Below are 14,758 nucleotides of genomic sequence, written 5' to 3' on the forward strand. Positions count from 1 at the left end.
CTGACCTGTGGCCGTACAGCGAACGCCCTACACCAATAATGATTTTCTGGCGGCCACTTATTCCTGTACTTCTGTTACTCATTTGCACTACCCACCGCATCAGCACTCTCCACTAACTGCAACCTAGGTGCTTGTAGCACTAAGCAGGAAAGCAGCCGTGCCTGCTGAGCAAGTTCGTCATTCCAAGTTGGCCAGATTCGTGCGATATACGCGTTATTACCTTCACCAGTTGTGGCGTATCCGTCGTTAAAACATTCGGACATTTTTTTCAAAGATTTCTCTTCATCTTCTACCCATTTTCCACGGCTGAATCCGGCTTCAATACAGGCTAATGCCGTTTTCGGGAAATAGGCGATGGGTGATGTCATTCCCTGATAAAACAGACGGATAAGCTCATCCAGCAACTGTTTAGCCTGCTCGCTGCTTTCAACCGGAGGCAGAATCTGGTGCACAACACCTTCTTTGCGATCATAACCAACCAAGTGAGTTTTGCTGACAATCCCCATAGCAGCGTGGCACAGGTGATCTATCCAAGCTGCCAGCAAATCTTGTGACCGAATGGAACCACTGCGATAACGAACTAAACCGGATTGAAAGCGCTTAGTTAACCATCCGGTTAACTGAACTGGCTTAGATTCTCCCAGTACCTGACTGGTGATATTGACTTCAAAATCATCCAGCGGTGACTGACATAAGAAGTGGATTTTCTCTAACACCTCTTCGGTTTGAACTCGGTTTGCTTCAAACTCCAGTTCACCAAAAGCACCGACAGGCAATTTGCCCTGAGCACGTTGCTGTTGAATAAACTGCTGTAACCTTGCTTCTTTATCCGCCTGAACATCAACACTGAGCAACACATCAAGCAAACTATCGCGCAGCTGATAGCTGTTCAAACCATCCAACGCAAAAGGTTCATCATCTTCCATCACCGCTAATGGCGGTTCAAAAACCACTTTTAAGCGACGATTGAAAAAATACTGCACCGGAAGTCGCCAAAAACGTTGTAACTCAACCAAATCAAGTTCTAACGGATAACTCACATCCAGTAAATAATCATCCAGCGGCAAATTAAATTCACCACTTGGCGTGCCCAGACGCAACGCTGCTGGCAGCCATTCTTTGGCGTAACTGCCCGCTTCACTTAAGAAAGTTTGTGGACTAAACGGCACCATAGTGTGAACAGTGGATATCTTATCCACCAGCTTTTTGCCTGAATCGTCACTTGGCAGCGCTTCATCACCCGCTAAACAATAGTTTTGCTGACAGTATTCCAATAACTCACTCACCAGCACTGACGGTACGCGCTCAGTGTTATCTTGAATTGAGCGACCAACATAGCTGATATACAGACTTTGCTGCGCAGAGAGCATAGCTTCCAGAAACAGGTATCTGTCGTCGTCTCGACGTGAACGGTCGCCTCGTCGAGTCCGTCCATTCATCAAATCGAAACCTTCAGGCGGCATAGAACGCGGATATACGCCGTCGTTCATTCCCAACAAACACACCGCTTTGAAAGGAATCGATCGCATTGGCATCAGGGTACAGAAGTTCACTTGTCCGGCGAGGAAACGCTGACTCACGCGTGTACCCGACAGCTTGTTGGTCAGGTATTCACTGATGATTGCTGGCGCGATGTCTTCGTGATAACCGGCATCGGCCAATTGCTCTTTAAGGGAAACCAAAGTATCGCGAATGGATTTCAGCGCCATTTCACCATCCAGATCGACAGCAAAGAAATCATCAAGCAAGTTGCTGAGTACTTCGCGCCACTCATCAATCGCTTGAGTTTGAGCCAGCAACGTTCGGTAACGACTGACCGTTTCAACAAAGTGCGCCAGTTTACCTACCAGCTCAGCGTTCATCCCTTGCACCTCGTTATAAGGTGCGTAAGTATGTTCGCCATGTTCAAACAGTGTTGTCGAAGCGGGCATCGCATAGCCCAATAGCATACGAGAAAGACCAAATTGCCAGGTGTTCTGCTCTGTCTCTGGCAGTTCAAATTCTTGAGCGGTAGTGCCATTCAGGCCCCAGCGTATACCAGACTCTTCCACCCAGCGTTTCGTCAGTTCAAACTCGCTGTCATCCAGTTCAAATCGGCTCATCATGGCAGGCGTTTCCAGTAGCTCTAGCAGCTCAGACGCCAAACAACGTGAGTGCGGCAAATTCACCAACTGGATGAATGCATTTAAGATTGGGCTCTCTTGGTTCGCGGTTCGGTCAGAAATCGAATACGGAATAAAACGTTCACCGGGCGCATTACCAAACACAGCTTGAATATAGGGACTGTAAGCGTTGATGTCCGCCACCATTACAATGACATCACGCGGCTTAAGCGTTGGATCGCGGTCAAACATGGCTAACAGCTCATCATGCAATACTTCCACTTCACGCATTGGGCTATGGCAAGCATGAATGGTTAGAGAGCGATCTTGGCTGTTGATGGTCGGTTTATGAGTGCTGCTATCAAGAATGTGATCATCTTGATGCTCTTCCAGATGCAAAATGTCGGCTTGCAGTTGTTGTAACAACGTCTCACGTGGAATATCGATAAACAGCTCATGCTCTTCATTATCATCTTGAGCCAGCAAAAAAAGGTTATCGCGCCCCAATTTTCCCATTGAAGCCAGCAAGCTATTGCCTACCGCGCTGTTGATATGCAGTTCATCTTCGGCAACATTGCTTTCAATATCGCCTTTGAGTGGCGAAATTTCGCCCGTCACTGAAAGTGTATGTTCGTTCAGCGCTAGCTGTTTGCGGCGCTGGTTTTCTATTCGAGCCAGATATTTGCGATCTCGAATATCTCCCCAGTAATGCTGACAAGGATTGGTGAACATCAGATGCACATCGATGTGCTCGCCTAATGCTTTTAAAGCATCCATATAACGCGGAGGCAAAGAGGAGATACCAAAGATAAACAGCCGTTTGGGTAATTTCTCTAAAGGGACATGACCGTTCGCAAGAGCTTCAATAAAGCGTTGATATAAGTTTGCGCGGTGATAATGCGATTGCTGCTGATGAATGACGGTGTAGTCGTAAAGCTGTTTCCACAATATCGGTTGCCACGGGTGCTCTTCACCAATCTCGTCAACCGTTTCGCCTTTCTCCCAAGATTCAATCCAATCTGGTCGGTAAACCAGATAGCCATCAAAAATATCAGCGATTTTTTCAGCCAGCTGATAGAGCTTAGACTGGTCTGCATCATCTTTGAGATAACTTTTCAGTGGTGAGAAAGCGTCCAACTCCAACTGAGTCGGTAACAACTCCATCAGTTTCCAGATCATTGCCTCTTTGTTAAAGGCACTGCGCTTGGGAACATCCGGTAAAACATGGGTGAACATTTCCCAAATAAAGGTCGCTGGCAGCGGAAAATCGATGTTTGCCGCAACCCCGAGTTCCTGTGCCAAAGCCATTTTCAGCCACTGCGACATACCCGGACTTTGAACCAAGATTTGTTCTTTCTCAAATGGGTTTTCCAGAGGTGCAGCTTTGATTAAATGCACCAACAAGATTTTTAACGTATCGACTTTATTGGAATGGTAAACAGTAAACACAATTCACTCATGCAGTTCTCACCTAATAGCCGTTGAGATTAGCACAACTACCTGAACATTTATCTAAGCCAATATTCAAAAGGTTAACTATTCCTCACTCTCGCTTTTTACTTCATCAATAAGGTTTTTACTTCATCAGTGTTTAGCAGTAAGTTAAGTTTATTCAGTAGCGTTCAGTTTAGTTAAACAAAATCATGAGCAATATTTCTCTTAAGCAACTCAAAGTGTTTACCACTATTACTCAGCACAAAACCTTAACCACGGCGGCTGAAGCGCTGTTTTTGTCCAAGGCAGCGGTGAGTATGGCGCTGTCGGAACTGGAGAAACATATTGGTCATGCGCTGTTTGACCGAGTGAATAACCGACTGGTGCTTAATCAAGAAGGTCAAAAGCTCTTACCGCTTGCCGATGAGTTGCTCAGCCGCTCTAACGCTATTGACCAGCTTTTCGATGGTGATAACTCTTTATCAGGGCAATTGCGTATTGGTGCTAGTGACACCATAGGCAACCAAGTCGCGCCCTACCTGCTCAGCCACTTTCGCCAAAAATATCAACACCAGCAACAGAGCCTGTTCATTTCTAACTCTGCGCTGATTTGCGAAAAACTGGTCGACTACGAACTGGATATCGCTCTGATCGAAGGCAAAACACTTCACCCACAACTGATTTCTACTCAGTTCAGCCAAGATGAAATGTGCATTGTCTGCTCTCCTAATCACCCATTGGCACTGCAAGAAAAAGTCACCTTACGAGATTTTGAACAGAGTGAATGGATGTTGCGCGAAGCAGGTTCGGGCTCAAGAGAGTTCTTTTTAAGGGCCGTTGCGCCACGTATTGAACATTGGCAAGAAGCCTTTCAGCTAAACACGACCGAAGCGATTATCAACTGTGTTTCAGCAGGATTAGGCTTTGGTTGTTTATCTAAACTGGCGGCGCAAACTGCGGTCAATGATGGTCGAATCAAGATACTGAATGTACCTCTGGATATGAAGCGACGTTTCTGGCTACTGGTCCACAAAGAGAAATACCAAAGCCCGCTGCTCAAACATTTCATTGAGTTCTGTCATCAGTGGCATAAGAGTTCGGACATAGAAAACAACAGCAGAAAACCGCTTGATTGATGTATCAGCTTTGTTGTCCTCGTCTGGACATTTCATTATTAAAACTGTATAAACAGACAGTAATTCAAACACCAATTTAGAGGAAGGACCATGGCTGTCATCGTTAAGTACGTGGTGGAACGCAACGGAGAAGAGAAAATGACTTTTACCTCGAAAGCCGAAGCTGACGCTTATGACAAAATGCTGGATATGGCGGACGAGCTGTTCGAACTAATCGGTAAAAGTGAACTGATTGAAGATGAAGCGAAAACCGAAGAACTGGCTATGTTCTTAGCTCAGAACAAAGAAGACGTTTTGATCGCTTTAGGTGCAAAACGCAAACCAACACCACCGACAAAGAAACCAAAAGCAGTGAAAACGGAAGATGCCGTTGACGACGCTGCCTAAGCTTCCCTTGGAAGCTCGGTTGTTTAAGTTTGGTTTGAGAACCGCTGCCTAGTCAGCGGTTTTTTATTCCATTTAGAGAGATATATCTCCCAAAAGACAAAAGGTATCGTTCTACAGACTTATTGCTTTTTTGCTCTTTTATCACTGAAAAACTCTCTTTATGATGACCATCAACAGATTATTAATGCAGCGACTTAGCTCAGCAGGTTGTCTGCTATACCCCATTGAAAATAATACGGAGAGCAAACATGGCGTATTTTGCACTTGGCTTTGGTACGGCAACAAAAAACCGTGATGGAAAAATTATCGAAGCATACTTCCCTGCACCGATTCTAAACCCTAGCGATGCATTAGTGGCTGGCGTAGCAGCTATCGCAGGTTACACAGACGGTAACCAAGCAATTGAAATTACGGCTGAGCAAAGCGCGCAGCTAGCAAAAGCATTTGCTGACAACGACCAAGCCGTTAACGCTTCATTTGCAGAAAAAGCGGCTAACTCAGCACAACCTCTTGTACTAGTAGTACTCGCCGCAGATGAAAAACCTCAATCTGTATCTGAAGGTTTCCTTAAACTGCAACTTATTTCAAACCGCCTAGTGAAGCCACATGGCACTGTGCTTGATGGTATTTTCGGTCTGCTGCACAACATCGCATGGACCAATGAAGGTCCGATTGACCTACCAGAACTGACTGAGCGCCAAATCGAAGCTCGCCTAGCAGGCCGTGCTCTTACTGTCGATTGTGTAGATAAGTTCCCTAAAATGGTCGACTACGTGGTTCCAGCGGGTATCCGTATTGCTGATACTTCTCGTGTACGTCTTGGCGCACACGTGGGTGAAGGTACAACGGTTATGCACGAAGGCTTCATCAACTTCAACGCGGGTACAACAGGCGTGAGCATGGTTGAAGGCCGTATCTCTGCGGGTGTTCTAGTCGGTAACGGTTCTGACATCGGTGGCGGCGCATCTATCATGGGTACACTGTCTGGTGGCGGTACTGTGGTTGTTTCTATCGGTGAAAACTCACTACTAGGCGCAAACTCAGGTCTTGGTTTCCCATTAGGTGATCGTTGTACTGTTGAATCTGGCCTATACGTAACAGCGGGTACCAAAGTACGTATGCTGGATAAAGAAGGTAACGAAGTAGAGATCGTTAAAGCGCGTGATCTTGCAGGCGTATCGGATCTTCTATTCCGTCGCAACTCGCAAACCGGTCAGGTTGAGTGTCTGGCTAACAAGTCAGCGGTTGAGCTGAACAGCGAACTTCACAGCAACAACTAATCCGTTGTTCTGAGATCGAAAAAGGCGCATTAAGCGCCTTTTTTAATACCCAAACTACTTGAAGTTGCAGGTAGGCGGCAAGTGAATGAATCCCCATGAGCATAGATAACTATGTGATTGGGGTGAACGAACGTAGCCAACACCGCTGCAGCTTTAAGTAGGAAGGGGATCGTTATTTAAACCGAAAACGGATACTGAATTGGGTCATGGAACTCGTAACCCGTCACTTCGAAGTCATCCAAAGTTACCCACGTTTCCAAATCTTCCAGTGATTTAATCTCTGGATTGATATGGAATTTAGGTGCAGCAAGAGGCTCACGCTTTAACTGAACGTCTCGCATCAAGGCTAATTGGTCTTCATAGATGTGAGCATTCACAATCTTATGGAACGCCTGCCCCGGTTTCTTACCGGTAATTTGTGCCATCACAGCGAGGAAGACATAAACCTGAACCATGTTGAAGTTCAGACCAAGCGGGACATCGCATGAACGTTGTGTACTATTCAGATACAGAGTGTCACCTAGCAAAGAGAAGTGATGACTGTACATACAAGGGCGCAAGCAGCCCATATGGAACTCACCAGGGTTGTAGAAATTCAGAATTTCACCGCGATCATCCACACCACGAGTTAAGTCATCCACGATTTTCTTAAGCTGGTCAATATGACCACCATCCGGCTTTGCCCACGCACGACCTTGTACGCCATAGACTCGTCCCATGTCATCTTCACCTTTACGATAAGGATTGTTGAGCCAAGCTTCGTTCAGGTTTGCATTTGCATCCCAAGTTTTAGTGCCTAACTTGCGGAAATCTTCTGCGTTATCATAACCACGGATATAGCCAAGCAGTTCAGCAACAGCGGCTTTCCAGAAACTCTTACGCGTAGTGACCAGCGGGAACTGATTGTTGGCAACGTCATAAGTTAAGTCAGCATTAATAACGGTAAGACAACGTTTACCAGTGCGTTCATTTTCAATCCAAACGCCTTCATCAACGATTCTCTGGCAGAGATCCAAATACTGTTTCACAAAATACCCTTACTTTAATTTTTTAACTTACTTATTCGCAACGCTGTCTTTGTATAGGCCACGCTTGTACGCCCACACCATCATCAGTACACCCAGAATCACCATCGGAAGTGATAGCAACTGCCCCATTGAGATAACACCACCTAGCAGAAGGCCAAGCTGTGCATCGGGTTCACGAACATACTCAACAAGGAAACGGAATGTACCATATCCAGCTAAGAATAACCCTGAAACAGAGCCAAGAGGACGAGGTTTCTTGATAAACCAGTTAAGGATAAAGAACAGAACCACACCTTCAAGAGCCATCTCATAAAGCTGCGAAGGATGACGAGGTAATGGACCACCATTAGGGAAAACAAACGCCCAAGGCACATCTGTCACTCGGCCCCAAAGTTCGCTGTTCATAAAGTTACCTAAACGTCCCATACCCAAACCAAAAGGTACAAGTGGGGCAACAAAGTCAGCGACGCCAAAGAAGGTACGCCCGTTCTTTCGCGCATACCAAATCATGGCTGAGATAACACCGAGCAAGCCGCCATGGAAAGACATACCGCCTGTCCAGACTTTAAATAGGTAAAGAGGATCGGCTAAGAACATGTCGAAGTTGTAGAACACAACGTAGCCCACACGGCCACCGATAACAACCCCTAAGAATCCTGCAAACAATAAATCAGATACTTGCTCACGGTTCCAAACACCATCAGAACGATCTGCTCGACGATTGGCAAGCCACATTGCAAACAAGAAACCGACCAGATACATCATTCCATACCAGCGTATAGAAATAGGGCCAATGGCGACCAGAACGGGGTCAATATTTGGGAACTGAAGATAACCCTGAGACATAAAATACGTTCTCTTCTACTTAATGAAAAAAGGAATTACTGAACCAGCATGGTTACAGCAACAAACATAAGAAATACAGCAAAAATTCGTTTCAGCGATGCCGTTGGGAGTTGTGTCGATAATTTCGCACCAATACGCGTGGTCATCATTGAAGTTGCCGCGATGGCAACCAAAGCAGGCAAATACACATAGCCCCAGCTGTACTCAGGCAAATCAACCACCTGATATCCGCTGACAACAAAACCGAGCATACCGGATACCGCGATACCAAAACCGCACACGGCGGAAGAACCCACCGCTTTTCGCATTTCCACCCCGTGACGATTTAAAAACGGCACTGAAAGTGAACCGCCACCCACGCCAACAAGGCTAGAGACAATGCCAATTCCACCACCACACAACGCCGTGATCACTGCATTCGGCATGGGATGATGAGAGAGAACTTTAATCGAACGAAACATCTGCCAAGCCAGCATCATCACAATGATACTGAATACTTTGGGAAGATATTGATTGGGAATCCAATCAGCGACCGTTGCGCCGAAATAGCCACCAAACAAGACACCCGGCATTAACCATTTCACAGCGAACATGTCTACGTTACCGAGCTTAAGGTGGCTCAGCGCAGAAGAAAATGAAGTAAGAATAATGGTAGCTAAAGAGGTGGCTAATGCCATATGCATTAATATTTCGGAAGAAATGCCCGCCTTAGGTAACAGAAAAACCAACGCAGGAACAACAACTAAACCGCCACCAATTCCCAGTAGACCTGCAAGCACGCCAACAACAGACCCTAACACCAGTAATAGAGCCAGTAATTCGAAATTCACATTTAATTCCTATTTCTTGCCAGCGCGGACAAAACCTGCAAGCCCTTGTTCTTCAATATAACCTAGCATCATATTATAAATATCTTTGCCGTAAGGCTGCATCAACGCTTTGTCAGCAAGTTCAACTAATTGTGACATTTTTGCATTTCGTACAAGGTATTTGACCTTAGCTACATTGGAGGTGTTCATACTCAGTGTGGTATAGCCTAAACCGATAAGCAGCATAGAGCCTATCGGGTCACCGGCTAATTCCCCACAAACACACACCGGAATATTGTGTGTGGTACAAATTTGCTGAATTTGCTTAAGCGCCATAACAACAGCCGGATGCATTGATTCATAGACATCAGCAACGCGCGAATTGTTCCGATCTACGGCCAATAAATATTGAGTCAAATCGTTGGTACCGACTGAAACAAAATCAATTTTATCGGCAATCAGAGGAAGCAGATAGAGCATCGATGGCACTTCTACCATGATGCCGATTTCAGGCATCACTATACTCGGGTCTAACTTCACCGCTTCACTATATGCTTGATGAATCAACTTGAGTGAATCATCTAACTCAGTGGTGCTAGAAATCATCGGCAGCAAAATGCTGAGGTTATTGTGCGCTTTACTGGCGCGCATCATTGCCCTCAATTGGATAAGGAAAATATCAGGATGATCTAAGGTAAAGCGAATACCGCGCCAGCCAAGGAACGGGTTGTCTTCCTCTATTGGTAGATAAGGAAGCGGCTTATCTCCACCGACATCTAATGTACGCATGACTACCCGTTTATCTGGGTAGGCATTGAGCACACTGCCGTATTGCTGAATTTGCTCTTCTTCTGAAGGAAAGCGGTGTTGCAGCAAAAATGAAAACTCGGTTCGGTATAACCCGACGCCATCGACCCCTTTATTGATCGCAATATTGGTATCGGCGCTGAGCCCCGAGTTCAACATCAGCTCAATGTGAGAACCATCTTGAGTAATCGCAGGTTGATCAATGACTTCATTGACCATTTTAGACAGTTCAGTCTCTTCGTTCGCCAACGCTCGATATTCAGAGAGAATCGACTTCGCTGGTGAAATAAAGATCTTGCCACTGTAACCATCAACAATGCCGGTTTTGCCGTTGATATCTTTAAGGTTTAAAGACACCCCCATAACAGCGGGAATGCCTAACGCCCGTGACAAAATAGCCGCGTGCGAGTTAGCTGCCCCTTCAATAGAAACGACGGCTAATAATTTGTCTTTAGGTAGCGCAGCCAAAATGGTGGCGGTTAGCTCACGAACCACCAAGATGATGGGTTTTTCTAACTGATGTTGTTCTTGCTCTGTATTGTGTAAAAAGAACAATAGACGCTGGCCAAGCTCGCGAATGTCTTGCGCTCGTTCACGTAGATACACATCTGACATGCGAGCAAACCGGTTGGAATAACTTTCCACCACTTGTCGCAAAGCCCAATCCGCTCTATCACCTTTTTGAATCTGAGTTTTCAGATCCTTGCGCAGCATAGGGTCATTCAAAAGGTGAGTAAACAGATCGAAGATCGCCAGTGCTTCTTTGTTAATGTCACTGTCGAGCTTTTTGCGCATTTTGCGAAAATCGCCTAATGCACTCTCAATCGCCAGCGCTAACCACTCTTGTTCACGATCGATATCTAACGTCGATGCAGGGTAAACTTCAGAGAGCTGAGGTTGAGTGTCATCCCACCAAAACTCGCCAATCGCAACCCCTGAAGAGGCCGCGACACCTGAGATCGAATGTTGCTTCTTCTTTGATAGCAACCATTGTCCCTGAGTTTGAGCGTGCGCGACAATGACCGCAAGCTGAGCTGCTAATGTTACGAGGAAAGAAACTTCCATCTCGCTAAAAGAGCGAGGAGACTTTTGCTGAACAACCAGTACGCCGAGTACTTGTTTACGGTAAATAATTGGAGTGCCAAGGAAAGAGTGGTAAACCTCTTCCCCTAGTTGTTTGAAGTATTTGAAATTTGGGTGCTTAGACGCTTCTGCTAAGTTAATCGGTTCCGCTGAACGTTTGACTAAACCCACCAGACCTTCTTCGAAGCCGATATGAATTTTATCGCCTTTGAACTTCAAACCTTGAGTTGCCATCAGTTCTAAACGTTGCATTTCCTCATTAGCAAGATAGACAGTGCAGCACTCTGTTGCCATAGCGCTGCACGTTTGCTTTACAAAGATATCTAATGCCTGATTGACATTCTCTACCTTTGAAACCTGTTCAACTATCTCCCTTAGCTGAGAAAGCATGTCTATCCTCTTCGATTTTTGCGTTTACCTTTAACTTTCCGCTCTCTAAACGGCATCGCTAATGAAGCAAATTCCTTCATTGCACGACGATAAACATCACGCTTAAAAGACACCACTTGTCTCACTGGGTACCAGTAACTCACCCAGCGCCAACCATCAAATTCAGGGGAACTGCCACGTTGCATGTTAATCTTCGATTCATCACTTTCCAAACGTAGCAAGAACCATTTCTGTTTTTGTCCAATACAGACAGGTTGAGAATCCCAACGAACTAGGCGCTTTGGCAATTTATATCTTAACCAATGACGGCTTGTCGCAATGATTTTCACATCTTTCTTTGTTAACCCAACCTCTTCGTAAAGCTCTCTGAACAACGCTTGCTCAGGAGTCTCACCTTCATCGATTCCCCCTTGAGGAAACTGCCATGAATGTTGTCCGTATCGTTTCGCCCAGAATACCTGACCATGGTTGTTACAAATCACAATACCTACATTGAGTCGGTAACCATCGCCATCTATCACTGGCAAACCTCTAGTAAAATCTGTAATTGTTCTGATTTTTCCACATATCCCCAATATGAGCAAACTTACTAGTGTGATTCACACGAGATTTATCGTCGACAACCCCTTAATAGAATAGTTTTTAATCAAAAAATAAGTTATCAACAAAAGAGTGGGAGCTAGACCACATTTATTCACGTTTTCTGTGAATAACCATGTGAAGAAGACAGTGAACTGTGTAAAAAAAACATAAGGCCAATAAATACCTAGCAGACAAATAATATAGAAAAACCAATTTAACCCTTAATAAACATAAAGTTAAAATTAAATTTCTGATAACCAACTTAAAACAATAGTCATTCTATTTTTTGATCACTTAGGCAGGTTAAAGATCAACCAATATCACTGTTATCCACACTACCAAAAAAAAATAGCTGAAAATAACGCCAACATAGTGGTAAATGACTGTACAAACCCCTGTTTATTCATACATGAAGGTATTATTTCATCTGCTTTAATGTATTTTTTGTGGATAACTTGAGAAAAGATCATAATTTACTCACTATGTTCATTCTGTCACCAAGATCCTTTATCACCATATTTTTGCTACAATCGCCGTTTTCGTCATCAAAATTAGATTATTTAAACTCAGGCTATGAAACCAGAACCGAAAAGCGAACAAGAGCTATTAGAAAGAGCTTGGCAAATAGCAGGAATGAGCTATCAACAGTTAGCAGATGAAGCCAACATGATCGTTCCGCCTGATCTTAAAAAAGACAAAGGTTGGGTTGGTCAGTTACTGGAGTGGCATCTAGGTGCAAGTGCGGGTAGTAAACCCCAACAAGACTTTGAAGATCTTGGCATTGAACTGAAAAGTATCCCAATCAGCTATAATGGCAAACCATTGGAGACAACCTTCGTTTGCGTTGCTCCCTTAACCGGAGTTCACGGGCTCACTTGGGAGAGTAGCCATGTGAGAAACAAGTTGTCGCGCGTGCTTTGGATTCCTGTCGAAGGAGAGCGCGAAATCCCATTGGCACAGAGACGAGTAGGTTCTCCGCTAATTTGGAGTCCGTCTTTGGAAGAGGAAGCGCAGCTTAAAGCCGACTGGGAAGAATTAATGGAATTTATTGTGCTGGGCAATGTTTCGCAAATCACCGCTAAGCACGGTGAAGTTCTGCAACTTCGCCCAAAGGCAGCCAACGGCAGAGTATTAACTGAAGCTTACGGCGCGAATGGAAAGCCAATTCGCACGCTTCCACGTGGATTCTATCTTCGCACCCAATTTACCGCCAAAATCCTACAAAACTACTACGCGTAGTGTTAATTCAGCCAAACTCTATTATTCGGGTTTTCAGAAAGTTACCTTGTTCATAGCTGTCATTGCCCTTATGTGAAGAAGTGGCTTGTTCTGTCTGCTTCTTCCCTATTGAGTTAAGTGATAAATAAAATTCATTTCCGTTTCGACTCATTATTCGCTTATAGTAAAAATCATCTTATAAAAAGCTGTTTTAAATTCAGAGCTCTATACCACTCATCGTGGTTAACAGAGAACAAAGAAACAGTGAGTCTCGAGTTAAACAAGGAAGTGCTATGCAATATACCAAACTGCCACACTCAACCTTAGAAGTGAGTAAACTCTGTTTAGGTACAATGACATTTGGCGAACAGAACACTCAAGCAGAAGCGTTTAGTCAACTAGACTATGCTCTGGAACGTGGTATTAACTTTATTGATACCGCTGAAATGTATCCCGTTCCGGCAACGCTGGAAACTCAGGGAAAAACCGAAGAATTCATTGGCAACTGGATTGAAAAATCAGGCAAGCGTGAAAAAATCGTGCTTGCCTCGAAAGTATCTGGTCCAAATAGAAACGCACCGATTCGCGAGAATATGGCGCTCGATCATCGCAATATTCATCAAGCCATTAACGACAGCCTTTCTCGCCTAAAAACCGATTATATCGATTTATACCAACTGCATTGGCCTCAACGCCAAACCAATATGTTTGGTCAACTCAACTACCCTTATCCCGATAGTCAGGAAGAAGTCACGCTAATTGAGAGCCTAGAAGCGTTGAATGACTTAGTGCGTATGGGGAAAGTGCGTTATATCGGTGTATCTAATGAGACGCCATGGGGATTGATGACCTACCTGCGCTTGGCAGAAAAGCACGATTTACCTCGTATGGTCACCATACAGAACCCTTACAGCCTCCTAAACCGTTCGTTTGAAGTGGGCCTTTCTGAAATCAGTCACTTTGAAGGTGTTAAGCTGCTGGCGTATTCGCCATTAGCCTTTGGCGCTCTGAGCGGAAAATATTTGAACGGCGCACGACCAGAAGGGGCTCGTTGTAGCCTGTTTGAACGTTTCCAACGCTACTTCACTCCTCAAGGTGTCAAAGCAACGGAAGCTTACGTGAACTTGGCTCGAGAATTTGGTTTAGATCCGGCACAAATGGCACTAGCGTTTGTTAATCAGCGTCCATTTGTCGCTTCGACAATTCTCGGAGCGACAAACTTGGAACAATTAAAAGCAAATATTGATAGTTTGGATATTGAACTAAGCGAAGAACTGCTGCTTAAAATTCAAGAGATTGGTACTACCTACTCCAATCCATGTCCTTAACAAGTTATAGGGGCTAGAGCAGTCACTAGCCCCTAGTATCACGTCGGTATTCGCAAACTTAAAACACGACGGATATGACGTACATGGCGCTTAGCTTTGGCTTCAATAGGAACACTCACACCAATCGGACGACCGTCTGGTTGTAAACCAATATCTTTCAAAAGATGAGCATTATGCCAAGGTAAGTCATAGCGGCTACGGCGTATTTTTCGCTTCCACTCTCTTTCTTCTCGGCGTAAATCAGCACGAATTAAAAGTGTTGCTAGTTTTATATAAAATGAGTGACTCATGGTATTTCTCCAATTGATTAAACTACTTGATTTAACAA

The 14,758-nt window shown here is 44.8% G+C and carries 12 protein-coding genes; 5 read left to right on the plus strand and 7 right to left on the minus strand.

Annotated features, from left to right (window positions below; translation table 11 throughout):
* Positions 1–74: 74 nt before the first annotated feature.
* Entirely contained in the window at positions 75–3,551 is a 3,477-nt protein-coding gene (recC, locus tag L3V23_RS03805) for an exodeoxyribonuclease V subunit gamma (RefSeq protein WP_102966111.1), read from the minus strand.
* Positions 3,552–3,742: 191 nt separating this feature from the next.
* Here recC and L3V23_RS03810 point away from each other — a divergent pair, with 191 nt between their 5' ends.
* The 3 genes from L3V23_RS03810 to dapD all read left to right on the plus strand — a co-directional run bounded on the left by L3V23_RS03810 (position 3,743) and on the right by dapD (position 6,339).
* Positions 3,743–4,672, plus strand: coding sequence for a LysR family transcriptional regulator (locus tag L3V23_RS03810; protein WP_102966110.1), 930 nt, complete (start codon positions 3,743–3,745; stop codon positions 4,670–4,672).
* A gap of 90 nt (positions 4,673–4,762) precedes the next feature.
* Entirely contained in the window at positions 4,763–5,059 is a 297-nt protein-coding gene (locus L3V23_RS03815) for a YebG family protein (protein ID WP_102940412.1), read from the plus strand.
* 248 nt (positions 5,060–5,307) lie between these two features.
* Positions 5,308–6,339: a 2,3,4,5-tetrahydropyridine-2,6-dicarboxylate N-succinyltransferase gene (gene dapD, locus L3V23_RS03820; RefSeq protein ID WP_102966109.1), complete on the plus strand. Its 1,032-nt coding sequence runs from the start codon at positions 5,308–5,310 to the stop codon at positions 6,337–6,339.
* A 176-nt stretch (positions 6,340–6,515) separates the two neighbouring features.
* Here the strand turns inward: dapD and L3V23_RS03825 are convergent, their stop codons facing one another.
* The 5 genes from L3V23_RS03825 to rppH are packed head-to-tail and all read right to left on the minus strand — an operon-like array spanning position 6,516 to position 11,823.
* Entirely contained in the window at positions 6,516–7,367 is an 852-nt protein-coding gene (locus L3V23_RS03825; RefSeq protein WP_042480275.1) for a thymidylate synthase, read from the minus strand.
* Between the two features lie 27 nt (positions 7,368–7,394).
* Positions 7,395–8,213, minus strand: a complete 819-nt coding sequence (gene lgt / locus L3V23_RS03830; RefSeq protein ID WP_042480278.1) for a prolipoprotein diacylglyceryl transferase — start codon at positions 8,211–8,213, stop codon at positions 7,395–7,397.
* Positions 8,214–8,248: 35 nt separating this feature from the next.
* Positions 8,249–9,043 (minus strand): sulfite exporter TauE/SafE family protein, encoded by a 795-nt coding sequence (locus tag L3V23_RS03835; protein WP_102963557.1) that lies wholly within the window; start codon positions 9,041–9,043, stop codon positions 8,249–8,251.
* Positions 9,044–9,052: 9 nt separating this feature from the next.
* Positions 9,053–11,302, minus strand: coding sequence for a phosphoenolpyruvate--protein phosphotransferase (gene ptsP, locus L3V23_RS03840; RefSeq protein ID WP_102954387.1), 2,250 nt, complete (start codon positions 11,300–11,302; stop codon positions 9,053–9,055).
* A 2-nt stretch (positions 11,303–11,304) separates the two neighbouring features.
* On the minus strand, positions 11,305–11,823 hold the full coding sequence (gene rppH, locus L3V23_RS03845) for an RNA pyrophosphohydrolase (protein WP_042480286.1): 519 nt from the start codon (positions 11,821–11,823) through the stop codon (positions 11,305–11,307).
* Positions 11,824–12,457: 634 nt separating this feature from the next.
* On the opposite strand from rppH, the gene mutH reads away from it, so the two are divergent.
* Both mutH and L3V23_RS03855 read left to right on the plus strand, forming a co-directional pair.
* Complete coding sequence (mutH, locus tag L3V23_RS03850; RefSeq protein WP_102966108.1) at positions 12,458–13,123, plus strand: DNA mismatch repair endonuclease MutH; 666 nt, start codon at positions 12,458–12,460, stop codon at positions 13,121–13,123.
* 272 nt (positions 13,124–13,395) lie between these two features.
* On the plus strand, positions 13,396–14,430 hold the full coding sequence (locus tag L3V23_RS03855; RefSeq protein WP_102966107.1) for an NADP(H)-dependent aldo-keto reductase: 1,035 nt from the start codon (positions 13,396–13,398) through the stop codon (positions 14,428–14,430).
* A gap of 38 nt (positions 14,431–14,468) precedes the next feature.
* Here L3V23_RS03855 and L3V23_RS03860 read toward each other — a convergent pair whose 3' ends face one another.
* Positions 14,469–14,720, minus strand: coding sequence for a hypothetical protein (locus tag L3V23_RS03860; protein ID WP_042480291.1), 252 nt, complete (start codon positions 14,718–14,720; stop codon positions 14,469–14,471).
* Positions 14,721–14,758: the final 38 nt, after the last annotated feature.

The organism is Vibrio sp. A1-b2 (genome assembly GCF_021726015.1).
Taxonomy (GTDB): domain Bacteria; phylum Pseudomonadota; class Gammaproteobacteria; order Enterobacterales; family Vibrionaceae; genus Vibrio; species Vibrio diazotrophicus.